Raw genomic sequence first — 23836 nt, forward strand, 5'->3', positions numbered from 1 at the left:
ATGGATAACCAGTTACCAGTAGATAAATTTGTTGAAATATACCAACAGCTTGATAGTACTAATCTTGATTTATTGAGTGATATTTACTGTGACAACATACAGTTTATAGACCCGATGCATGAAATTAACGGCATTGTAGAATTGCGTAGGTACTTTGCTAACTTATACAGCAATGTTAAGCATTGCCAGTTTGATATTAGTGATTCGTTTAATAGCGGTAACAATGCTTTTATTTATTGGACTATGCATTATGCACATCCAAAGCTTTCATCAGGTAAAACTATCTCGGTAGACGGTCATAGCAAGCTTATTTTTAAAGATGGCAAAATTATTAAGCACAGAGACTACTTTAATGTGGGCGAGTTGTTATACAAACACATTCCTTTACTTGGTAGCGTTATAAAGCTAATTGATAAAAGGGCAGGTTAATTATGATCACACTTATAACGGGTGCTACATCAGGTATTGGCGAGCAGCTAGCAATTAAATATGCGCAGCTAGGTGACACTGTTATAGCTTGCGGCCGTAATAGTGATAAGCTCGCCGAGCTTGCTAAATACGACAATATCCAAGCATGTAAATTTGATGCAACTAACCTGCAAGATATAAAAGAGTCTACTATTGGCTTTCCTCATTTTGACCGTGTTATTTTAAACGCTGGTAATTGTGAATATATAGATGATGCGCGCAACTTTGATAGCGCGCTGTTTGAGCGTGTAATAAACGTTAACTTACTTTCTATGGGGTATTGCCTTGAGGCGTTACTTCCTAAAATAAATCCAGGTGGCCAACTTGTTTTGGTCAGCTCAAGTGTTACTTATCTTGCGCTACCTCGTTCAGAAGCTTATGGCGCATCAAAAGCGGGTGTAAGTTACTTAGCAAAAAGCTTAGCGGTTGATTTAAATGATGTTGATGTGACTTTAGTTCATCCTGGGTTTGTAAAAACGCCACTTACTAATAAAAATGATTTCCCGATGCCTATGGCCGTTACTGCTGAAAAAGCAGCTGACTACATGATTAAGGGTATTCAAAAACGCCGCAAAGACGTTCATTTCCCTTATCGTTTTACACTTATATTAAAAGCTTTACGCATTTTACCACTGCCGATTTGGCTTAAAATCGCAAAAGGATTAGCCCGTTGAAAAAAATAGCAATAATAGGAACTGGTATATCTGGTTTGACATGTGGGCATTTGCTTCACAAACATTACGATGTAACCGTATTTGAAAAAAATGATTACATAGGTGGCCACACAGCAACGGTTGATGTTGATGTGTGTGGCATCAAATACGCAATAGACACTGGCTTTATTGTATTTAATGACCGAACTTACCCATATTTTGAAAAGCTTCTTTCGCGCATCGGTATTGATAAACAAACAACCCAGATGAGCTTTAGTGTGCATAACGAAGCCACTGGTTTTGAATACAATGGACATACGTTTACAAGCTTATTTGCACAGCGTCGTAATATTTTTAGACCTAAATTTTGGCGATTATTGTACGACATTGTTAGGTTTAACAAACTGTGCAAAGCAATGCATGAAAAAGGTGATTACCAGTCTGATCAATCATTAGGGCAATTGCTTAACGATAACCAGTTTAATGACTTTTTTAAATACCATTATATTCTTCCTATGGGCGCGGCTATTTGGTCTACCAGTATTAAAGAAATGGAAAACGTAGGCGTTGAGTTTTTTGTTAAGTTTTTCTTTAATCATGGGCTTTTAGATGTAACCAATAGACCACAGTGGTATGTAGTACCAGGAGGCTCTCGTCAGTACATTAAGCCGCTGATCAGAGGTTTTGCCGACAAAATTAACCTCAATACAAATATTAAATCAGTTACGCGTCAAAATGATGAAGTAACAATAGAGTTTGCCAATGGTGAGCAAAGTAAATTTGATAAAGTAATATTTGCTTGTCATTCAGATCAGGCGCTTGCACTACTGGGTGATGCTACTGAGCAAGAAAAGTCAGTATTGGGTGCAATAGCTTACACTGAGAACTCAGTGGTGCTGCACACCGATACAAACCTTTTGCCAGATAGAAAAGCGGCATGGGCAAGCTGGAACTACCTACTTAATAACAACACGGATAAAGCCGCTGTTGTAACTTACCAAATGAATATTTTGCAAGGTATACAATCAGATACACAGTTCTGTGTAACGCTTAACCATCTTGAAGGAATAAGCCAAAGTAAAATTTTGCGCGAGTTTACTTATCACCACCCTGTATTTAACCAAGAGTCTATTGCGGCTCAAAAACTTAAACACAGTATTGATGGACACAACAATAGTTACTATTGTGGCGCTTATTGGTACAATGGTTTTCATGAGGATGGCGTACACAGTGGTGTAGATGTAGCCAAGCAACTTGGGGTCGAATTTGACTAGTGCAGTGTATTTAGGCGATGTTAAACATCGCCGTTTTGCTGTTAAAGAACATCGCTTTAGTTACCCTTTATATATGATGTGGGTAGATTTAAATAATCCTCAACAACTAAATGGTGTGCATAAACACATAGGTACGTCAGGCTTAAAGGCGTTAAAGTTTAATGAAGATGATTATCTTACAGGCACCTCACAGCTTGCTAAACGTCCCCTTATTGAGCGTGCACACGAACAACTTGCCAATTTAGGTATTACTGAAACCTTTTCTCATATTTACATGCTTGGGCAACTTCGTTGTTTTGGTGTGTATTTTAGTCCTGTTAATTTTTACTTTTTTGGTCATAACGACACCCGTTTTAAATACATGATTGCTGAGGTTAGTAATACACCATGGAACGAAAGTCATTATTATTTAGTACCTTTAGAAAAAAAAGTGAACTTTAAAAAGGTTTTTTCCGTATCACCTTTTATGAATCTAGACATGAACTATCATTGGCATGTTAAGCAATCGCTTGATAAAACATTGATACACATTGAAAATAAGCGAAATGAAGAGCTATTATTTGATGCTACACTTCGCTTAAAGCGTAAAGAGCTTACTAAAGAAGAAGTTAATAAGTTATTTAAACGTTTTCCGGCCATGACATGGTCTATTTTCAAAGGTATTTATTATCAAGCGTTAAAGTTGTTTATTAAACGAGTTCCTTTTTTAGGTCACTCAGGCAAGCCATAAAGCACATAGATAGTCAGGACAATTAATAGGTATTTCAATGGATAAAGTGTCGAGCTTAAATTGCGAACAAAGCACAAATTGGTTAACTAACATATATAAAAAATTAGTGACTAAAGCCTTTTCGTCAATTGAAACAGGCCAAATAATTTTAATTGACGCAAATGAGCGTACAGTTTTTGGTGACTCATCTTCAGTTCTAAAAGCAACAATTATAGTAAACGATAAAGCTATGTATAAAGCATTTGCATTATCTGGTAGCGTTGGCGCTGGTGAAGCGTATATTTTGGGGCATTGGTCTTGTGACAATTTAACCTCTTTCATTGAGATATTTGCTATAAATGAAAAGCAACTTGATGAGTTTGAAAAGAAATTCGCATTTTTTAGTAATATCACACATCGGTTTAATCATATAAAAAACAAAAATTCTGAATCGGGTTCTAAGAAAAACATCGTTGCTCATTATGATTTAGGTAATGAGCTGTACGAATCATTTTTGAGTAAAGAAATGCTCTACTCAAGTGCTGTATATCCTACAAAAGAAGCGACACTTGAAGAGGCTCAACAATACAAGCTGAAACGCATTTGTGAGCAGGTTGAGCTTCAAGAAAATGATTCAGTAATTGAAATTGGTACAGGGTGGGGGGCTTTTGCTATATATGCAGCCACACATTACGACTGCCATGTAACAACTACAACCATATCTGATGAGCAACATGATTATGTCGCCAACAAAATTGTTGAACTTGGTCTTGAAAGTAAAATAACACTACTCAAGCTCGATTACAGACTACTAAAAGGTAAATACGACAAGCTTGTTTCTATCGAAATGATAGAAGCGGTGGGCCATGAGTACTTACCTAGCTTTTTTACCCAATGTGGTGAACTGTTAAAAGATGACGGTGCCATGCTCATACAAGCAATTACTATTGGCGATCAGCGTTATAAGCATTACTTAAAAAACTCTGACTTTATCCAGCAGTATATTTTTCCAGGCGGGTGTTTGCCATCACTTAATGAGATGAGTGAGCAGATTAAAAATAATACTGACATGGTAATTCATACTGTTAATGATATTGGTGCTCACTACGCAAGAACATTAGCAGACTGGCGAAGCCGTTTTATAAAAAGCTGGCCTGATTTGGACCGCTCAAAATTTGATGAACGTTTTTATCGTTTATGGTTGTTTTATTTTGCTTACTGCGAAGGCGCGTTTAGAGCTAGAGCAACAAGTACGGTGCATTTAATGGCGCGTAAACCACGTTTTGTTAGCGATAACGATGATATTGCGCTCGGTTACTAATTTTGTTTTATTTCAAGCAGTGTGGTTTTTATCATTGCTGCTTGAAGCTGATTCGCTACTTTTTAGCGGATTGATTATTGTTTTAATGTTTTGGTTGTCAAAACAAAAAAAACAAGACACCTTACTTCTAATTAAAGCCCTACCTTTAGCACTATTGTTAGAATTCATAGCAGTAAAGTCAGGCTTGTTAGAATTTAAAGTTTATCCCTTCCCTCTATGGCTCGTCTTTTTATGGGCAGCGTTATTACTTTCTTTAAATACTTCTATGGTTTTTTTGAGTAAATTAAAGCTTTGGCAGGCCTTTTTAGTATGCATGGCTTTTGCGCCAGCAAGTTATTGGGCTGGGGCGCGCTTTGAAGTAATAAGCTTAGGCTTACCTTTATGGCAGTTTTGGCTCGTTTACGGTGCGCTTTGGTCTACAGTGTTTACTTTTATTCTTTTTATAAACCAAAAAATCAAGTTATTCATCAATCGCTGATCGCCCACAATTCCCATTTCGTAACATTACCCATTGACCCGAGGGAGCTTATTTTGAAACTTTTACTAAAGGCAGTTACTTTTTATTTGCTTACAACTTCAATTGTTTTAGCTAACACACAATTTAATAAAGTAGGCGAAGCACGAATGGAGTATTTATTTTGGGATGTATATGACGCGGTTTTATTTACCCCTTCAGGTAATTACAGCGCAGGAACGCATCCTATTAAATTTAAACTTACCTATTTACGTGACTTTGAAGCTAAAGAAATCGTAAAAGCAACAAATGAGCAGTGGGAGCATATTGGAAAAAAAGAACTAGCAGAAAAATACGACAGTAAATTATTGTCTATTTGGCCTGATATTAGACAAGGTGATTCGCTAACGTTAGTCACAAATAAGCAGGGTATGAGTACTTTTTATCATAATGATGAAAAAATTGGCGAAATAAATGAACCTCAATTTTCGAGTGATTTTTTAGCCATTTGGCTGGATAAAAAAACCTCAGAGCCGAAACTACGAAAGCAACTATTAGGGAATTAATATGAATGTATTTAACGGGTTTAAAACAGCTCTTGTAAGCTTATCTGCTTTGTTGCTGATAAGCTGTTCGGCACCAAATGTAGAGCATTATAAAAATACATCGCCAAACTTTGACTTTAAAACATTTTTTAGTGGAAATTTGAAAGCCTACGGTGTTGTACAAGACTTTAAGGGTGAATTGACCCGCAAGCTTGTCGTAGATATGAATGCGAGCTGGGAAGGTAACCAGGGCGTTATTGAAGAAGACTTTGTTTATGACGATGGCGAAACTCAAAAGCGTATTTGGAAAATAACGTTAAATGAAGACAATAGTTTAACGGGTGTGGCAGATGATGTTATAGGTACAGCAAAAGGTAGAAGTGATGGCAGCGTATTTCATTGGAATTACGATGTAGAGCTTCCATACGATGGCAGTACTTTAAAAGTGAATTTTGATGATTGGATGTACCTGGTTACACAATCGCGCTTGATAAACCGCACATCTATTGTTAAGTTTGGAGTCGAGGTCGGGGAAGTGACCTTAGTGATCGAAAAAATATAGCTTATTTACCCAGTTGCTTAACTTGCGCCAAAATTGTACTCAAATTAAGTCTTTGTTAACCCAACACGCTGTATTTTACAGAGAATTATTTAAATTTTACTCATTTTTTAAGAATTTAAGCAAAAAATGCAATTTGCTGTTGCTAACTCTTTAAAAATGCATAAAGATAGGTTTTGCGAAGGCAAAATAATAACGAATAGGAATCTAACAATGAATAAAGCTCAATTAGTTGAAAAAATTGCTACTGATGCAGAAATCTCTAAAGCCGCTGCTACTCGTGCTCTTGACGCGTTTACAGGTGCTGTAACTTCTTCTTTAAAAGAAGGTGATTCAGTAGCATTAGTTGGTTTTGGTACTTTCTCAGTAAAAGAACGTGCAGCTCGCACTGGCCGTAACCCACAAACGGGTGCTGAGATCCAAATCGCAGCGGCAACTATCCCAAGCTTTAAAGCAGGTAAAGGTCTTAAAGACCAAGTAAACCCTTAATAGGTTTAACGAATTAAATTAAAAAAAGAGCTATTTAGCTCTTTTTTTTTATGTTTAATAAAGACATCAATTGATGCCTTTATATTATAAATTTACGCTTTTAAGGCTTTATCGCCTCGACCAATGCCAACAGCGCCAGAACGTACAACTTCAATAATATCGGTTTCATGACGAAGTGTGTCTAAAAACGACTCTATTTTGTCTGTACTGCTCACTAATTGTAGACTGTAGCTTTGTCGGCCCATATCTAAAATAGCACCTTGGAATACATCAACTACTCGCGTAACCGCTGCACGAGTCGTCTCGTCTTGAGCAAATACCTTAACAAGCAATAGCTCACGTTCAATGTGACTCATTTCTGTTAAATCGATAATTTTAAGCACGTCGACTAGTTTGTTAACCTGCTTTGTAATTTGCTCTACAACTCTGTCATCACCCATAGTGGTAATGGTAATACGCGACAATGATTGATCGTCTGTTGTGCCCACAGTTAGGCTGTCGATGTTATATGCACGTTGTGAAAAAAGCCCAACAATACGTGATAGGGCACCTGGTTCGTTTTCTAATAAAATAGATAAAATACGACGCATTATGCTTTTACTCCTTTACGTAACCACATCTCATCAATGCCGCCTAACTTAATTTGCATTGGGTATACATGTTCTTTTTCATCAACGTTTATATCTAAAAAGACTAATCGGTCGCTAATTGACATTGCTTTATCGATAGCAGGTTGTAACTCATCTAGTGTGTTTACTTGTATGCCTACATGGCCGTAGCTTTCAACTAACTTAACAAAATCAGGTAGTGAATCCATGTAAGATGATGAATGACGTCCACCGTAAACCATGTCTTGCCATTGGCGTACCATACCTAAAGAGCGGTTATTAAGTGATACAACTTTTACCGCTAGGTTGTACTGTAAACAGGTTGATAGTTCTTGAATATTCATTTGAATAGAGCCATCACCCGTAATGCACACAGACTCTTTATCAGGAAAGGCTAGCTTTACGCCCATTGCAGCAGGTAAACCAAAGCCCATGGTGCCTAGGCCGCCTGAGTTGATCCATTGACGAGGATGCTTAAATGGATAATATTGCGCTGCAAACATTTGATGCTGACCAACGTCAGAACTTACATAAGCATCGCCATTAGTGGCTTTATACACCGCTTCAATTACAGCTTGTGGCTTAATTTTGTCGCCATCAGTGTTGTAGCTTAAGCATTTTTGTTCGCGCCAGCTGATAATTTGTCGCCACCAATCTTCTTGCGCGCTGCGGTCTATTTTAATTGGGCTTTTATCAATACCCGCTTGTAGTTGTTCAAGTACGGTTGCTAAACAACCTACAACTGGTATGTGTGCTTTAATTGTTTTAGAAATTGAAGTAGGGTCAACATCAACATGAACAATTGTGGCATTAGGGCAAAACTTTTGAACATTATTAGTTACCCTGTCATCAAATCGGGCACCAAGCGCTAAAATCACATCGGCGTTAGCCATTGCTTTGTTTGCCTCAAGCGTGCCGTGCATGCCTAACATACCTACAAAGTTTGGATGCACACCTGAAATACCACCCAATCCCATTAGTGTATTTGTAATGGGGGCATTTAATGATTCAACTAAATGCGTTAATTGCTCTGATGTATTTGAAATAACAATACCACCACCAGAGTAGATAACCAGTTTTTTGGCCTCTAAAATAGCTGTTACGGCTTTGCGAATTTGTTTTGAGTGCCCTTTAGTATTAGGGCTGTAAGTTCTCAGCTCGGTGGTTTTAGGAAATTCGTATTCAAACTTAATAGCAGGGTTAAGCATATCTTTTGGAAGCTCAACAACGACAGGACCTGGGCGACCAGTGCTAGCAATATAAAAAGCTTTAGCTAAGATTGTAGGGATGTCTTTAGCACTTCTACAGTTAAAACTGTGTTTAACTACAGGGCGAGAACAACCCACAATATCGGTTTCTTGGAATGCGTCGTCGCCAATCAAATTTGTAGGCACTTGGCCTGATAACACAACCATAGGAATTGAATCCATGTAGGCCGTTGCAATACCTGTAATACAGTTTGTAGCGCCAGGGCCTGAGGTTGCAAGTACAACACCAACATCTCCAGTAGCGCGGGCATAGCCGTCAGCCATATGTGTTGCAGCTTGTTCGTGACGTACTAATATATGTTCAATGTCATCTTGCTGAAAAAGTGCATCATATAAGTCTAAAACCGAACCACCGGGATAGCCAAATATGTATTTTACCTTTAACTCTTTTAATGCCTGAACTACTAGTTCAGAACCATTATATTCTTGTTTGCTCATCCTCATTCCTCTGTGCGCTTTTTTATGCATAAAAAAACCCCCGCGTAGTGCGAGGGTTTTTAAAAAGCAGTATCACCTTTTAATACATCCCCGCTGGGCTTATAACTAAGACCAGTACGAGTACGACTAAAAGATTAATGTGTGTGTTCATAGTTTTTACTCTACTTAGCAAAACACTGCTTTTAAATTAAAGATTTTGTATAGGTTTATTTTTAAGGGTTTTGAGTCTTCATGTCAACCTTGAAAGTTGTTTTTTGCATTTTAAATTCGTTTTGTGGCTTTTTTTAATTTAAACCTGCAGAAAATCTATGTTTAATTGAGTTTACTGGCAGAAATTATGCGCTTTAGGTCGTAAGTTCGATTTTAGATATAAAAGAGTGTGAGAGACCATTAGCTTTAATTGCATATGTTAACTATATGTTTTTATCGCATGTTTAAATTTCTATTATTAGGTATGATTGCTACATAATTATGTTTGAGGAAAACACAGTGAAAAAAGTGACGTTAATTGCGCTTTTAACTACGCTATTAAGCCCTATGGTGGCGGCTAATAACTTAAGTCCGCATGATATTGGTATAACTAACGAAGAGCGTATTTTATATTGGCTTAAAAAAAGAGACCAAATATCTTCAAGTGAGTTAGATAGTTCATTTAAGTCATATATGAGTAACAAAGACGTTGCCAATCACTCAATTAAAAATGGCTTTAGGCAATTTAAATCCTCCTTCAACGTTTTTTCAAATACAAATAAACAACAGGTCGCTTTTTCAACGTCGCTAGTGCCAGATCAAAGCGTTAATGATGTAAAAGTGTTAGCTATCTTAATTGATTTTCCTGATCTTAAACATGACGACAATAAACTCGTAGAGCAAGACACCGACATGTTTTACGCTGATTATTCAACTGAGCACTATCAGCAAATGCTTTTTAATACTCAAGGTTATACAGGCCCTGATGGACAAAGCTTAAAAACGGCTGCTGATTATTATAAAGCGGCTTCGGGGAACAGCTTAAACTTTAGCGGGCAGGTATATGGCTGGGTGACCGCTAATAGCAATGCAAAAATATATGGTGAGCGCCAAGGCAGTACACGGGATATAAATGCACCTGCTTTAATTAAAGAGGCTGTGGAGAAAGCAGTTGCAAAGTTTAATATTAATTTAGCGGATTATGACTTAACTGATTTAGATGATATTGATGGCGACGGTATCCTTAATGAACCTAATGGCATTATTGACCATGTAATGGTATTTCATTCAAGTATTGGCGAAGAAGCGGGTGGCGGTTACCTAAGCACCGATGCTATTTGGTCGCACCGCTACTATGTATTTGATGAAAATAGCGGGCCGAGCGAGATTGCAGGCAGTAACATTAAGCTATTTGGTTATACCATTAACCCTATTGATGCCGGGATTGGTGTGGTTGTGCATGAGTTTGGGCATGATTTAGGATTATTAGATGAATACGACTTACAATCTAACACGGTAGGTGAGCCTGTCGCGTCTTGGTCAGTTATGTCGACAGGAAGTTGGGTTGGTTCGCCAAGAGGCTCAGAGCCAGTTATGTTTAGCCCTTATGCGCTTGAATATTTACAAAAGCGGTACCAGGGTAACTGGGTTAACCAGCTTACGCTTGATATGGATGAGATAGAGGCTAATTCACAGCAAACATTAATTAATACTGCGAGTACTTCACAACAGCAAAATCAAATAAAAATAACACTACCACCAAGGCTCGAAAAATTTAGGGCTCCAGTAGAAGGTGATTTTCAATACTATTCAAATACGGGCGACAATATTAGCAACAGCTTAGCTAATACAATAGCGCTACCAAGCACAACTGAGACACTTACTTTAAGCTTTATTGCTTATTACAGTATTGAGCGCGATTACGATTTAGTTCAAGTAAAAGTAAATGGCGAGCCAATCGCGAGTAATTATACGCAAGCGCTTAATCCATACTACGGTGATATTGGTCCGTATATCTCAGGTGATTCATTTCTTAATAGTGATGCTAAGCAACCTAACGGCTATTTGACCCATAAGTTTGATTTATCAGCTTATGCTGGGCAAACAATTGATTTAAAAATTGAATACATAACAGATGCGAACATACATTATTATGGTTTTGTTGTTGATGATATGCGCATTGAGCAAAGTGATACTTTAATTTGGCAAAATAATGCACAAGATCAAGTTAACACTGAGTTTAATGGCTTTGAAAAAGTAGGTAGTTACACATATGCATCGCCATCACATTACTATTTACAACTGCGTTCATACACAGGCGTTGACAGTAGTTTGCAAGCAGAGCAGTACTCACCGGGGTTATTATTGTGGTACAGCAATGAATCTCAAGCAGATAATAACACTACCGAGCATCCAGGCAGTGGTTTTGCATTAGTGGTAGATGCTGATCAGCGCTCGATAAATAAAGGCAGTACGCAAACTCCGGCTGCTTCAGCAATTCAAATACGTGATGCTGCTTTTAGCCTATATCAACAAAGGGCAGGGTTAGGTGATGATGATTTATCAGCTATCACCGGGTTTACTGATAAAACCGATTATAGCTTTGCAGCGCAAAAACCATCGGGTGTTGTGCTTCCACAGGTTGGTTTTGGGTTTAGTATTATAAGCCAGTCAGCAGACAGTGAAGATATAGAAGTAGAGCTTACTTACGATGTTACTAAGGGAATTAATTTTACTAAAAACGGCTTAACCGTTAATTTTAATATAGAAGGTTTTGCACTTACTCCTGCGGACAAATTTACGTGGAGTTTTGACGATGGAAGCTCCAGCACAGAGTTAACGCCTACTCATGAATACCAAGACTATGGCACTTATAACGTTGAGTTTATGGCAGATAATGGTACTTCACAGCAAGTCGCTATAGCACAAGTTACATTAGTTGAACCATTAACTGTAAATGAAATAGATTATGAAATAAACCAAGGAACTTTAACCGCTGAGGCATCGCTTATAGGTGGAGTCGCACCGTATACTTATAACTGGCAGCTAGGAGATGGAAGTACTTTAGCGTCTCAATCGCTTACTTATAATTATTTGTACTCTGGTGATTACCAAGTAACGCTTACAGTGACAGATAACGAAGGCACTGAGCAATCAAAAGCGATTGATGTAACTGCTAATGTTCCGCTTAACATAAACGCAAACGCTACAGTTAGTGATTTAAGCGCACAATTTAATGCCCAAGTAACCGGCGGCTTTAATAGTTACACTTATAGTTGGGATTTTGGTGATGGCAGTGCGTTATCAAATTTACAAAACCCAAGGCATACTTATCAAGCTGACGGGACTTATAACGTAACGTTGAATGTTACTGATACTCAAACCAATGATACTTTTACTCAAGAGTTATCTGCTACTGTACAAAAACAACAAAGTAGTTCGGGTTCAAGTGGCGGATCACTGACGGGTTTATTAGGATTATTACTGTTAAGTTTATTTAGGTTTAATACTAACCTGCATAAATACACTAGGTTAGTAAACGCAGTTAGCAAACACAAAAAAGCCCGCTAAATTAGCGGGCTATTTAAATTAATAACAAATATTAATTATAAACGGTCAATTACTGATTGAGTGAAATCAGTTGTACCGTGGCTGCCACCTAAATCGCGAGTTGTACGGTCGCCTGATTTAATTACATCAGCAACAGCACTACGAATACGCTCTGCAGTATCGCCCATATTTAAATGCTCAAGCATTTGAATAGACGCTAAAATTACAGATGTTGGGTTAGCTAGGTTTTTGCCAGCAATATCTGGTGCACTACCGTGTACAGCTTCAAAAATTGCAGCGTCTTCACCAATGTTAGCACCTGGAGCCATACCTAAACCGCCAACTAAACCAGCACAAAGGTCAGATAAAATATCACCAAATAAGTTAGTCGTAACAATTACGTCAAACTCTTCAGGTGTCATTACTAGCTTCATACATGTTGCATCAACAATCATTTCATTTGATTCAATTTGTGGGTAACGCTCAGCTACTTCACGTGCTACTTTTAAAAACAAACCAGATGTTGATTTTAAAATGTTAGCTTTATGAACTGCAGTTACTTTTTTACGACCTTCGCGTACCGCTAGCTCGTATGCAAAAGTTACGATTTTTTCTGCGCCTTCACGCGTAATTATCGATTTTGCTTCTGCTTCATTACCGTCTTCACTTACTACTTGGCCAGCACCTGAGTACATACCTTGCGTGTTTTCACGAATAGTAATGATATCAATATCGTCGTAACGTGCTTTAGTACCAACAAATGATTTAACTGGACGTAGGTTAGCGTATAAACCAAATTGCTTACGAAGTGTTACGTTAATAGATGTAAAACCTTCACCTACAGGCGTAGTTAATGGGCCTTTAAGAGTGATTTTGTTTTTAGCAATTGTATCAACTGTTTCTTGCGGTAATAACTCACCTGTTTTTTCAAGTGCAGCTAGGCCAGCATCAACAAATTCATAATCAAAGTCGCAACCTGCGGCTTTTAATATTTCAAGTGCTGAGTCGATAATGCTCGGACCGATGCCGTCGCCTTTGATCACTGTGATGGTTTGTTTGGCCATTGACTTTTCCTTTAAAGAGTTTGATTTGCACATAAATTATTACTCTGAGAGAGTAACCGCTTGTTAGAACATTTATGTGAACGTGCTTGAAAATTTAAGGGCGCATTTATACCAATTTATCACCCATTTTGCTAGTTTATACAAAAAATACTGGGTATACACGAAAGTTATAATGGGTATAAAGACATAAAATAGCTTCTAATAAACTAAATACTATTAAACAACTCAAGAGATTCTAATTGTTGATAAAAATCAGCTTGGTTATGCCACTTGAGTATTTTTAGCTGTTCATTTAACGTTTGCTGCTGCCACGGAGTTAGCGAAAGTTCTGGTTTAAACACATTTTGAGCAACAACCTTAAGTGTGATCCAAAGTTTATGGGCCTCAGTTAAGTGCTTTTTAGGTGTTTGCTCTGCTTCTAAGAGTGCTGCTGTCCATGGGTTATCACTCAATAAAAGAGTAAGCTGTTGTGTTAGTTGTTCGGTGTTAATTGCATTTACCCCAAAAAAGGAGCAGATAGGGGCACTCAATGTTTTATTTGGTGTGTCGTCAATCAGCGTTTTACGAGAAAGCTGTGTACCGCACTGCGTTAATAAAAAATGGGCGTAAGCGTATAAAGGTAAAGTGATGTGCTCAAACTGGTCGTGATCATTTTTACTAACCAATAAAGCCATTATTTTTACTAATCCATTTAATCTGTTAGTAACGTAGGCTTGCAATGGATGTGGGGTAACATTAACTAATTGTTCAAAAACAACCCGTTGAATTATTGCAGGTGCATTATAATAACCGACCATAGATAAACTATGTTTTAAGTCTTTTGCGGGCTGATGTTCTTTATTATATGGTTTTACTGCCTCGCATAAATTAGCAATTACGAGAGGGTGGGGCGCCATCAGCAGGCTTAATCCTTTATAGCTGTATTCGTGCTGTAACTTAATATTACTTATTAGCTCAAGTAAAGATTGTGCCTTATCAACCTCAAGCTCACTTTGTGGTTTTACATGTTCACTGTTAAATACTTTAAAGCTAATGGTTTTATCAGTGCAATGCCATTGTTTTGGATTATCGTTAAGCGTTGCTTTTACTCTGTACCAGGTTAATTTATTTGGATTTGCTGTACTAATTAAAACATGCCGTTGTTGTGCATCAGTTGCTAAATAAATCATGGTTTGCTCAGCGTATAAAACGCGGCTTCCCGGTAATAATGGCCCTAAATGCGCTATTAGTGATTTAATTAATTGCAGTGCGAACAAGTTAGGTGTGCGAATGTACAAATCGGTAAGTGCTTTATATAAGCTAATATGTTTATTAGCCGTGTTGCTCGTAATGTTCATGCTAATAATATTTGCTAGAGCAATCAGCGTTATGCCCCCATCGTAAAGCATTATTTTAGGAGCACTTACCAATGCTTGTTTATACTTATTTAATTTAGCTAGTAACTGCGTAACAGGTTTTGCTGAATCGCCACTAGCTAACATTACTTTTGCTGCTAACTGATGACGCATTTTCCAAATTTTTTTATCAGAATCTTGAAAAGGTGTTTGTTCGCAAAGCTTGTTTAATTGCGCTCCAACACATAAATGTTCAATGAGTGTAGCGGCTATGTATAGCTCACTTAAGGCACTATTATAATTTTGAGATTTACACAGGGCAGCAGTTATGACGCTCTGACTAACAACTAAATTTGTTGCATAAGAATAACTTGGATTATAAAGCGTTAATCGGGATTGTAATGCGAATGACTGTTTGCTGTAGAGCACTCTATATTGCTCAGCTAGCTTACTTGCCATTGGATATAGAGCTGTCCATTTTTGTTTATTGTTATAATAACTTAAAAACAGCTGCGTATTATTAAGCAGCTGCTCTAAGGTAGTTGAAACAGCTTCATCCATTAAACCTTCACCTAATTTTGTTCTTGGTATTTATTGTATGCACTCGGGCCCCATAAAAACAGCTGCCCATTTTTAAATAATAGGCCAGTACATTCATCCATAGTGGTAATACCGTCAGATGTTTTATGTTGTGTACGATAAAAAACTATCTGAAATACTTGTTCACCATCTCGTTTGGCATAAGTAAGATCGGGGCTGCCTAAGTAATCAAGAACACTATTTAGTGTTGTTGGCTGCTCAAGTGATAGTTTTTCGATGTAACGTTTATTGAAAGCCTCTCGGTCTTGCCAAATCATAGCTTGAGGATCGTCTTTATAAAAGGTAATCACCAATGCAGCTATCAGTGCATATAGCCCTAAACCTAAAATTAAATATCGGATAAATTTTTTCAATATGGCTTACTCTGACTCCGGTAACTACTATCAGTATACGTTTTGTAATGTTTAGAGGCTATTAACTTGCGACTAATTAAGTCTTAACTGCTTTAAACTAAAACCTAAATTTATATCGGTGCGTAAACTAACCAAGTGCTTTGAAATTACGTACATATCCATATTAGCGGCTAACTTTGCTTTAATACTCGGGCTTAGAGACTCATCTTCGGCTGCTTGTTCAATTGAGTTATAGTTATTAACTATTTGCTGCGCAGATTTAGTACCTATTCCTTTAACTCCCGGAATATCATTTGTTTTATCGCCCGCTAATGCCCAAAAATCAACGAGTTTATTTTGCTCAACACCAAAACGCTCTTTTATACTTGTCTCATCTAAATATAGCTTTTTAAAGTAATCGTAAACTGTAATGTAAGGGCCAATATAAGGTAAAAAGCCTTTATCAGTAGAAACAACAGTGCTCGTTATTTGATTATTTGATGCCTTAAAGGCAAGCGTTGCAATAATATCATCAGCTTCATCGTTAATAGGCTCAAATACTACAATACCTGTTGCTTCAATTGCGGCTTTAAAATGCAATAGAGCATCTTTTAATACTTGGGGCATTGGCGCGCGTGAATGTTTGTAGTCTTTATAAAAATGATAACGCCAGCTTTTGTCACCATCGAACACAGCAATGGCATGGGTTGCATTACTCGTATCTAAAAGCTTTTTACAGGCGTGGGCTACACGTGCACAGCACGTTTGTATCATTTGCTCGTCGCTATGATGTTTTTGATTCGCGTCAACGGCGTAAATGCGCCTAATTAAATTAAGCGCATCTATAAGAAGTAAATGGGGTTTCAAACTATAAAACTCATGCTTTTATTTTGTAACATGGAACATATTTACTACCAGGGAGCTTCATGCGACCTTGAAGAACAAATGCCTGTAATAATTTATCCATATTTGTCATAAGGGCAGGTTCGCCACTTAAAATGTATGGACCGTTTTGTTTAATGGCTCTAACGCCTTCGTCTTTTACATTACCAGCAACAATACCAGAGAAAGCTCTACGCAAATTAGCCGCGAGTAGCTGTTTAGGCTGATCAAGGTGTAAATCTAAACTTGCCATATTTTCATGTGTTGGTGCAAAAGGTTGTTGAAAGTCGTTATCTATTTTTAATGTCCAGTTAAAGTAATAAGCATCACCTTCACTTTTACGGTAATCACGAACATTAGCCATCGATGACTTTAGTTTTTGACCGACTAATTCAGGATTATCAATAATTACTTCAAACTTATCCAACGCTTCCTTACCAAGTGTCATTTCAACGAACTCGCATAGCTCTTTAAAGTACGCCTCGCTTTGTTTGGGGCCAGTTAAAATAACAGGTAAACATTGTTTAGTATTATCTGGGTGCAACAATATGCCTAATAAATATAACAACTCTTCAGCAGTACCTGCGCCACCAGGAAAAATGATAATTGCGTGAGCTGTTCTAATAAAAGCTTCAAGGCGTTTTTCAATATCAGGTAAAATAACGAGTTCGTTTACAATAGGATTTGGTGGCTCGGCAGCAATAATGCTTGGCTCTGTTAAACCTAAGTAGCGATTATCGGTGTTACGTTGCTTTGCGTGGCCAATAGTTGCGCCTTTCATTGGGCCTTTCATGGCACCAGGACCACAACCGGTACAAATATTTAATCCACGTAAACCAAGTTCGTAACCTACTTGTTTTGTGTACTTATATTCAACCTCGTTTATTGAATGTCCGCCCCAGCAAACAACCATGTTAGGCTCGCTTTTAACACGCAGTGCACCTGCATTTCTGAGCATATCGAACACCATATGGGTTATGGCTTTTTGCTCTTTTAAATCTTTTTCGTATTTTTGACAAATAAACAAAATATCACGAATAACAGAAAATATATGTTCGTGAATACCGGTAATTATTTCGCCATCAACAAATGCGGTTTCGGGTGGGTTTTCAAGTTCAATTTTAATACCTCGTTCGCGGCTTACTAAACGAATATCAAAATCTTTGTATTTGTTGTATATATCGTTACTGTCGTCGGTATGACTACCTACATTGAGGACTGCAAGTACGCAGTTTCTAAATAATTTATAACGCTCACTAGCAGACGATTGCTCTAATAAATCAACTTCTAATTGCGACAGTAAATCTAAAACCCCAGTTGGGTTTAACTGTATTAACATAGACGTGCTCCTACTACTAAATCGTAAAACTACTTGTCATAAAAGTTATAATGGCTATGACATTATTTACTGGTACAAAGTCTATCTCGCCCTGAATTTTTGGCTTCGTAAAGTGCATCATCAGCTCTATCAAATGCCTTTAATAGGGTATCGCCTTTTTTAAATTGAGTTGCACCTACCGAAATAGTGATCTCAATTTGTTTTTCTCTAAATTTAAAAGGTATATTTTTAATTACCTTCCTTACTTTATCCAGGGGTAATGTTGCGTTTTCTAGCGACACACCTGGCATTAATAGTACAAATTCTTCACCGCCATAACGCGCTATAAAATCAGACTTTCTTACCGATTTTTGCAACGCTTTTGATATAACTTGTAAGGTAATATCACCTGCGGTGTGGCCAAATCTATCATTGATAGATTTAAAGTGGTCAACATCAATAACTGCAAGCGTAACATCTGATGGCTGTACATTAAACAAATGCATTTCGTGATTGTAACGTTCGTCAAATGCAGCCCGGTTAGGCAGTTTTGTAAGCCCATCTAGTAAGCTTTTAAAGCGCTGTTCGTTTAAGCGTTTTTTATACGTTGTTAACTTATCTTCTAAAGTAACAATTCGAGTATTTATTTCATTAAAGCTAGCGCTAAGCATTTCTCTGTCTTTTCGTTCTAACTTTTCTTTTGCTATAAAATCTTCGCTTATTGATTTTAATTCGTTATCTACGAGTTCTTTTAAAGATGAGATTGATGTAGCTTTTTGCGTTTGCTCATTAAGATTTTTTATTTTTAGTTCAATGCTTTTATTAAGTGAGTCAAACTCAACTTCCATAGACTCAGAGTGCTTGCTAGTTGAGACGATAGAGTTATGAAGATCTTCGAGGGTTTGATTTAATGAAACTAAAAAGCTTTGCGCGGATTTACGCTCTTTACTTATATTTTTTACCACTACATCAATAATACTAATTGCAACATCAAGTAATGTATCGATTGAGTCACTTTCTGTAATATTATTTTTTATATTATTAATTTGTAGCGTAGCTTCTTCTTCAAGTATAAGTTCATTTGCGAGCTCAAGTAGTTTTTTTGCACGCGCCTGTTTTACTGGGCGCTGCTGATCAACTTGAGGGTTTTGCTTGGTAAGCAACGCTTCATGATAAAAGCTAATAAGTTGATCAAGTAGCGGAATGTAACCATGAGTTGAATGAACGTTATTAATCTCGTGATCGAGTAAATTTCTTAGAGTCCTACGAGTATCGTCAGGTAAACCTTTGGTTTTTTGTAATTGTTTACCGGCACTTTGCACACTGTTGTATAAATTACGTTGCTGAGCTTGTTGAATCGATTCTTGGTTTTTAAGTAGGATTAAAGTTTCACTAATAAGGGGAGCAAGGTTTTCAAAACTCATGCCTTTATTAAGCGCACTTCTAAATTTGGCGAGGCGATTATCTAACTCGATATCTAGTCCTTTACAGCTCAACGATAGTTTAGCTGTAAAGTCACATAGAATATCTACTTGATGTTTACGAGCGCTCTCAACAGCCATACGCGCATCAATTGCTTGTTTTAGCTTTTTATCTGTTGCGTTAGATCTTTGTGACACCTAAGCATACCGCCATCAAATTAATTTCATTATCTTCAGTTTACAACAAATTTTTATTATGTGTAGTTATCTAGTAAAAAACTTAGAAATTTTAATAAGCTACTACTTATAAACTCGTATATAGGGTCATTTATCGTATTTAATTCACTTTTAAATAGGGGCTTGTTAGTCTTGTAAGCAATTAAGTTTCCACTAAGAGTCTCTATGAAAAAGTTATTAGCCCTTTCAATTTTAGCTGCATGTTCAGCGCCTGTATTTGCCGATGTAAATTATTCTTTAGAAATCTCGCAACCACAGCATCATTTAGGTGATGTAAGTGTTGAGTTTCCAAAAACAGCGCAAGCACACCTTGATATAAAACTTCCTGCGTGGCGCAGTAGCTCTAGTTTTTTTTTTTTTTCAAAAAAAAAAAAAAAAAAAAAAAAAAAAAAAAAAAAAAAAAAAAAAAAAAAATTTTCAAAAAAAAAAAAAAAAAAAAAAAAAAAAAAAAAAAAAAAAAAAAAAAAAAAAAAAAAAAAAAAAAAAAAAAAAAAAAAAAAAAAAAAAAAAAAAAAAAAAAAAAAAAAAAAAAAAAAAAAAAAAAAAAAAAAAAAAAAAAAAAAAAAAAAAAAAAAAAAAAAAAAAAAAAAAAAAAAAAAAAAAAAAAAAAAAAAAAAAAAAAAAAAAAAAAAAAAAAAAAAAAAAAAAAAAAAAAAAAAAAAAAAAAAAAAAAAAAAAAAAAATCTTCTTCTTCTTGAAAAAAAAAAAAAAAAAAAAAAAAAAAAAAAAAAAAAAAAAAAAAAAAAAAAAAAAAAAAAAAAAAAAAAAAAAAAAAAAAAAAAAAAAAAAAAAAAAAAAAAAAAAAAAATCAAGAAAAAAAAAAAAAAAAAAAAAAAAAAAAAAAAAAAAAAAAAAAAAAAAAAAAAAAAAAAAAAAAAAAAAAAAGTTTTTTTTTTTTTTTTTTTTTTTTTTTTTTTTTAAAAAAAAAAAAAAAAAAAAAAAAAAAAAAAAAAAAAAAAAAAAAAAAAAAAAAAAAAAAAAAAAAAAAAAAAAAAAAAAAAAAAAAAAAAGGAAGATTACTTAGGTTTTATTAGCACCGCTGCGCATGAGTTTGTTCATACATGGAATGTTAAAGCATATCGCCCTCAAGGTTTAGTGCCATACGATTACACTAATATGAACTATTCAAAACTGCTGTGGATTGCAGAAGGTTCAACAAGTTACTTTGAAGATCATTTATTAGTGCGCTCAGGCATTCAAACAACAGATGAATTTTTTAAAGTAATGAGTAAAACCATTAACCGTCATTTGCAAACACCGGGCCGTGAAGTGCAAAGCGCAAGCGAAACAAGCTTTGATAAATGGATTAATCAAGGTGGCGATCACGCACGTAACTACAGCACCAATATTTATTCAGAAGGTTCGTTACTTTCACTTGCTTTAGATATTGACTTACTAGAAAAAAGCCAAGGTAAAATAAGCTATCGCGACGTGCACAAAGCACTTTATAACAATCATAAAATGCCCGCTGGATTTACAGATACAGATGTACTTAATATCTTAAAAGATTTAACAGGACGTGATTATTCAAGCTGGTGGCAAGAAAATGTAGAGTCGCCTGCAAGTATTAACTTTGACGATTTACTTACTAAAGTAGGTTTAAAGTTTGAGCGTCCTGAAAAAGCAAAAGCACTTGCAAGTATTGATGCTACCGCCAAAAATACAGGTGAATTACTGACGTTAAGTTATGTACGCCGTGGTGGCAGTGCGTGGAAAGCGGGTTTAACTACCGATGATAAAATTGTCGCTATAAACAAACATCACGTAGGTAAAGATTTAAAAACTAGCCTAGAAACGTTTAAGGCAGGCGACAAAGTAACCGTTGACTATCTTCGTCGCGATGCACTTGAAAGCTTAACATTAGTATTATCAGAAGATTTCGATAAGCCTAAAAAAGTAGTTGCTGATAAAGAGGCAACGCCACAGCAAAAAGCACTATTCAAAGCATGGATTGGCGTGGAACATCCAAATGATGTGACAAAAAAATAAATTCAGTTTTTATAGAGTTTAAATACAGTTAACAATTATTAAAAAAGAGCTTCGGCTCTTTTTTTGTTTTTTATAATGGCGTATATAATGTACATGGAAATTTAATATTAAAATTAAATTATTATTTGGTGTTTTTTATTACTAAATAAAATTACTTATGGATATAGCCTCAAAATGAAATTAGACGACGTTGCTTCAGACTTAACCAACTAATTTGTAATTAACGACTATTTGCACCAGTTATTTGATGCGGTAAATGTAATTTCTGTTCAAGGTTATGACAATGAGCGTCGTGTTATTTATGGGAATGAAGGCAGTGTGCGACTTTACGGATACACCAAAGAAGAGGCCATAGGGCAAAAAATAGAAGACCTTATAATTCCAGAATCAATGTGTGAATTTGTAATTGACGCACACAGTGATTGGGTAGAAAAAGACATAGAAATTCCAGCATCCGAAATTACCCTAAAAGGTAAAAATGGCGAAAGTGTATCTGTTTTTTCTAGCCATGTTATGTTTACAAATCAATATAATACAAAACAAATGTATTGCATTGATATTGACTTATCTGAGGTTAAAAAGGCACAAGCAGATGCATCATTTAATGAGGATATGCTAAAAACTATTTTTGAGGCAATTCCTGACTTATTTTTCTTGATGGAAAATGATGGAACTATTATTGAGTATCATGCCAGTAATGAGACCGATCTCTATACCAAGCCCAAGCAATTTATTGGTAAAAAAATGGGAGATGTACTCCCGCGCGATGTAGCCGAAAAATTTGAAACCTATATCAGCCTTGTATTAGAAAAAGAGCAGATGATGAGCTTTAAATACGAGCTAGCTTTACCCCATGGGCTCGTTTTTTTTGAAGCAAGAATAAATAAAATAACAGAACATAACCAGTTAATGGTTATTATTCGAGATATTACAGAACAGCATAAATCAGATGAACTAATTAGACATCAAGCGTATTACGATAGTCTAACTTTACTCCCTAATCGTTTTTTAGCACTTGATCGTTTGTCGCAATTACTTATTGAAGCACAAAGAAATAACGAGAAAGCGGCAGTACTGTTTTTGGATTTAGATGATTTTAAAAAAATAAATGACTCTTTAGGCCATGAAACAGGAGACAAACTTTTAATTGAATCAGCGCAAAGGCTGCAAGAGGCACTGCGAAAAGACGACATGGTAGGGCGCCTAGGTGGAGATGAGTTTATCGTATTACTACGAGGTATAACTGATCACCATGCAGCGCTAAAAATCACTGAAAAATTGGTCAATAACTTTAGAGCCCCTTTTAAAATTGAGGGCTGGGAACACATACTAACAGCGAGTATTGGTGTAGCCATATACCCAGAAAATGGTACAACCGTTGCTGATTTATTACGAAATGCTGACACTGCAATGTATCAAGCAAAATCATATGGTCGTAATACTTATTCATTTTTTACTAAAAAGATGAACGTAATTATTCAGCGCCGACTAGTAATAGAAGAGCAGATGCGTGGCGCCCTTGAGCGTAATGAATTTGAGTTATTCTACCAGCCCCAATTTGACGCCAAAAATAAACACATCATTGGTGCAGAAGCGTTATTACGCTGGCATAACCCTGTGCTAGGTAATGTAACACCCGATGAGTTTATACCTATTGCCGAAAATATAGGATTAATTGTACCTATTGGCAAGTTTGTAATTAGCCAAGCATTACACTTTTTAAACACATGGCAAAGTACCTGTAAACGCCAACAAAAATATACAATGGCTGTTAACTTATCTCCTCGCCAATTTAGAGACGTAGGGCTGCTCAGTTTTATTCAAAACTCATTGAGTGAAGCAAACGTAAACCCCGAAAGTTTAGAGCTTGAAATAACTGAAGGTGTATTGATGAGTTGCCACACTAATGTTGTTGATATACTGACTGAAATTACTGCATTAGGCATTAACTTATCAATGGATGACTTTGGTACAGGTTATTCATCATTAAGTTATTTGAGAGAATACCCTTTTAATGTACTCAAAATAGATAGAAGTTTTATTGACGGTATTGTACTAAACAATGAAGATTGTAATCTCGTAAAGGCAATTATTGCCATGTCGCACAGTTTAGGGCTGACAGTGGTAGCCGAAGGCGTAGAAACAAAAGAGCAGCTTACTTTATTGAACGAATTAGGCTGTGATTTTATGCAAGGTTTTTACTTTAGTAAACCCATACCAGCAAAACAGTTTCTTGATTTTTCGATGAATTTTGATAAAAAGTAAGATTAAACACTCGATTGTAACAATTCATTGCACGGCTATTGACCTCATTAGCTACTGACGAGTAACCTGTTATAGAAACAAATAAAAAG

General features: G+C 36.1%; 19 protein-coding genes and 2 pseudogenes. 13 read left to right on the forward strand and 8 right to left on the reverse strand.

The annotated features are described in order from the left end of the window. The 9 genes from AC5NT5_RS19710 to AC5NT5_RS19750 all read left to right on the forward strand — a co-directional run bounded on the left by AC5NT5_RS19710 (window position 1) and on the right by AC5NT5_RS19750 (window position 6472). Window positions 1-429 (forward strand): nuclear transport factor 2 family protein, encoded by a 429-nt coding sequence (locus tag AC5NT5_RS19710; RefSeq protein WP_002962464.1) that lies wholly within the window; start codon window positions 1-3, stop codon window positions 427-429. 2 nt (window positions 430-431) lie between these two features. Then, window positions 432-1142 carry an SDR family NAD(P)-dependent oxidoreductase gene (locus tag AC5NT5_RS19715; RefSeq protein ID WP_002962466.1) on the forward strand — a complete coding sequence of 237 codons (711 nt, stop codon included), beginning with the start codon at window positions 432-434 and terminating at the stop codon, window positions 1140-1142. Then, window positions 1139-2395 carry an NAD(P)/FAD-dependent oxidoreductase gene (locus tag AC5NT5_RS19720; protein WP_188161349.1) on the forward strand — a complete coding sequence of 419 codons (1257 nt, stop codon included), beginning with the start codon at window positions 1139-1141 and terminating at the stop codon, window positions 2393-2395. Before AC5NT5_RS19715 ends, AC5NT5_RS19720 begins: the two co-directional genes overlap by 4 nt. Beyond that, the gene (locus AC5NT5_RS19725; protein WP_494513530.1) at window positions 2388-3125 is read left to right on the forward strand and encodes a DUF1365 domain-containing protein; all 738 of its coding nucleotides are present in this window, start codon (window positions 2388-2390) and stop codon (window positions 3123-3125) included. The genes AC5NT5_RS19720 and AC5NT5_RS19725 overlap by 8 nt, the downstream gene beginning before the upstream one ends. A gap of 37 nt (window positions 3126-3162) precedes the next feature. Further along, window positions 3163-4425 carry a class I SAM-dependent methyltransferase gene (locus AC5NT5_RS19730; RefSeq protein WP_494513531.1) on the forward strand — a complete coding sequence of 421 codons (1263 nt, stop codon included), beginning with the start codon at window positions 3163-3165 and terminating at the stop codon, window positions 4423-4425. Next, window positions 4403-4903 (forward strand): DUF2878 domain-containing protein, encoded by a 501-nt coding sequence (locus tag AC5NT5_RS19735; RefSeq protein ID WP_494513532.1) that lies wholly within the window; start codon window positions 4403-4405, stop codon window positions 4901-4903. Before AC5NT5_RS19730 ends, AC5NT5_RS19735 begins: the two co-directional genes overlap by 23 nt. 53 nt (window positions 4904-4956) lie before the next feature. Beyond that, the gene (locus AC5NT5_RS19740) at window positions 4957-5445 is read left to right on the forward strand and encodes a chalcone isomerase family protein (protein WP_494513533.1); all 489 of its coding nucleotides are present in this window, start codon (window positions 4957-4959) and stop codon (window positions 5443-5445) included. 1 nt (window position 5446) lies between these two features. Then, window positions 5447-5986, forward strand: a complete 540-nt coding sequence (locus tag AC5NT5_RS19745) for a DUF3833 domain-containing protein (protein WP_494513534.1) — start codon at window positions 5447-5449, stop codon at window positions 5984-5986. Between the two features lie 210 nt (window positions 5987-6196). After that, a complete protein-coding gene (locus tag AC5NT5_RS19750) occupies window positions 6197-6472 on the forward strand; it encodes an HU family DNA-binding protein (protein ID WP_002962474.1) in 276 nt (91 codons plus the stop codon). 92 nt (window positions 6473-6564) lie between these two features. On the opposite strand, the gene ilvN is transcribed toward AC5NT5_RS19750, so the two are convergent. Together ilvN and AC5NT5_RS19760 are read right to left on the reverse strand one after the other, a co-directional pair. Next, window positions 6565-7062 carry an acetolactate synthase small subunit gene (gene ilvN, locus AC5NT5_RS19755; protein WP_002960314.1) on the reverse strand — a complete coding sequence of 166 codons (498 nt, stop codon included), beginning with the start codon at window positions 7060-7062 and terminating at the stop codon, window positions 6565-6567. Beyond that, window positions 7062-8786, reverse strand: a complete 1725-nt coding sequence (locus AC5NT5_RS19760; protein ID WP_193226929.1) for an acetolactate synthase 3 large subunit — start codon at window positions 8784-8786, stop codon at window positions 7062-7064. Before AC5NT5_RS19760 ends, ilvN begins: the two co-directional genes overlap by 1 nt. Before the next feature lie 489 nt (window positions 8787-9275). Here AC5NT5_RS19760 and AC5NT5_RS19765 point away from each other — a divergent pair, with 489 nt between their 5' ends. Continuing rightward, window positions 9276-12326, forward strand: coding sequence for an immune inhibitor A domain-containing protein (locus AC5NT5_RS19765; protein WP_494513535.1), 3051 nt, complete (start codon window positions 9276-9278; stop codon window positions 12324-12326). A 35-nt stretch (window positions 12327-12361) separates the two neighbouring features. On the opposite strand, the gene AC5NT5_RS19770 is transcribed toward AC5NT5_RS19765, so the two are convergent. From AC5NT5_RS19770 to AC5NT5_RS19795, 6 genes are all read right to left on the reverse strand, one after another. Next, window positions 12362-13369 carry an isocitrate dehydrogenase gene (locus tag AC5NT5_RS19770; protein ID WP_494513536.1) on the reverse strand — a complete coding sequence of 336 codons (1008 nt, stop codon included), beginning with the start codon at window positions 13367-13369 and terminating at the stop codon, window positions 12362-12364. A gap of 206 nt (window positions 13370-13575) precedes the next feature. Then, window positions 13576-15264, reverse strand: coding sequence for a hypothetical protein (locus AC5NT5_RS19775; protein WP_494513537.1), 1689 nt, complete (start codon window positions 15262-15264; stop codon window positions 13576-13578). Window positions 15265-15275: 11 nt separating this feature from the next. After that, entirely contained in the window at window positions 15276-15659 is a 384-nt protein-coding gene (locus tag AC5NT5_RS19780; RefSeq protein WP_024596929.1) for a DUF3192 domain-containing protein, read from the reverse strand. A 69-nt stretch (window positions 15660-15728) separates the two neighbouring features. Next, window positions 15729-16502: a flap endonuclease Xni gene (gene xni / locus AC5NT5_RS19785; RefSeq protein WP_494513538.1), complete on the reverse strand. Its 774-nt coding sequence runs from the start codon at window positions 16500-16502 to the stop codon at window positions 15729-15731. A 10-nt stretch (window positions 16503-16512) separates the two neighbouring features. Further along, a complete protein-coding gene (ppnN, locus tag AC5NT5_RS19790; protein ID WP_024596931.1) occupies window positions 16513-17856 on the reverse strand; it encodes a nucleotide 5'-monophosphate nucleosidase PpnN in 1344 nt (447 codons plus the stop codon). A 62-nt stretch (window positions 17857-17918) separates the two neighbouring features. Further along, a complete protein-coding gene (locus tag AC5NT5_RS19795) occupies window positions 17919-19454 on the reverse strand; it encodes a GGDEF domain-containing protein (protein WP_494513539.1) in 1536 nt (511 codons plus the stop codon). 204 nt (window positions 19455-19658) lie between these two features. Here AC5NT5_RS19795 and AC5NT5_RS19800 point away from each other — a divergent pair. From AC5NT5_RS19800 to AC5NT5_RS19810, 3 genes and pseudogenes are all read left to right on the forward strand, one after another. Beyond that, window positions 19659-19833: pseudogene (locus AC5NT5_RS19800) on the forward strand (M61 family metallopeptidase); the annotation flags it as partial. Window positions 19834-20501: 668 nt separating this feature from the next. Continuing rightward, window positions 20502-21482, forward strand: a pseudogene (locus AC5NT5_RS19805) (M61 family metallopeptidase); the annotation flags it as partial. 219 nt (window positions 21483-21701) lie between these two features. Further along, window positions 21702-23747 carry an EAL domain-containing protein gene (locus AC5NT5_RS19810; RefSeq protein ID WP_494513827.1) on the forward strand — a complete coding sequence of 682 codons (2046 nt, stop codon included), beginning with the start codon at window positions 21702-21704 and terminating at the stop codon, window positions 23745-23747. Window positions 23748-23836 lie beyond the last annotated feature (89 nt).

The organism is Pseudoalteromonas sp. J2K-J599 (genome assembly GCF_059295115.2).

Coding starts and splice junctions, on each gene's coding strand:
- AC5NT5_RS19715 (WP_002962466.1), top strand. CDS start 432: ATGATCACACTTATAACGGGTGCTACATCAGGTATTGGCGAGCAGCTA.
- AC5NT5_RS19775 (WP_494513537.1), bottom strand. CDS start 15,264: ATGGATGAAGCTGTTTCAACTACCTTAGAGCAGCTGCTTAATAATACG.
- AC5NT5_RS19735 (WP_494513532.1), top strand. CDS start 4,403: ATGATATTGCGCTCGGTTACTAATTTTGTTTTATTTCAAGCAGTGTGG.
- ilvN (WP_002960314.1), bottom strand. CDS start 7,062: ATGCGTCGTATTTTATCTATTTTATTAGAAAACGAACCAGGTGCCCTA.
- AC5NT5_RS19745 (WP_494513534.1), top strand. CDS start 5,447: ATGAATGTATTTAACGGGTTTAAAACAGCTCTTGTAAGCTTATCTGCT.
- ppnN (WP_024596931.1), bottom strand. CDS start 17,856: ATGTTAATACAGTTAAACCCAACTGGGGTTTTAGATTTACTGTCGCAA.
- AC5NT5_RS19750 (WP_002962474.1), top strand. CDS start 6,197: ATGAATAAAGCTCAATTAGTTGAAAAAATTGCTACTGATGCAGAAATC.
- AC5NT5_RS19710 (WP_002962464.1), top strand. CDS start 1: ATGGATAACCAGTTACCAGTAGATAAATTTGTTGAAATATACCAACAG.
- AC5NT5_RS19760 (WP_193226929.1), bottom strand. CDS start 8,786: ATGAGCAAACAAGAATATAATGGTTCTGAACTAGTAGTTCAGGCATTA.
- AC5NT5_RS19770 (WP_494513536.1), bottom strand. CDS start 13,369: ATGGCCAAACAAACCATCACAGTGATCAAAGGCGACGGCATCGGTCCG.
- AC5NT5_RS19730 (WP_494513531.1), top strand. CDS start 3,163: ATGGATAAAGTGTCGAGCTTAAATTGCGAACAAAGCACAAATTGGTTA.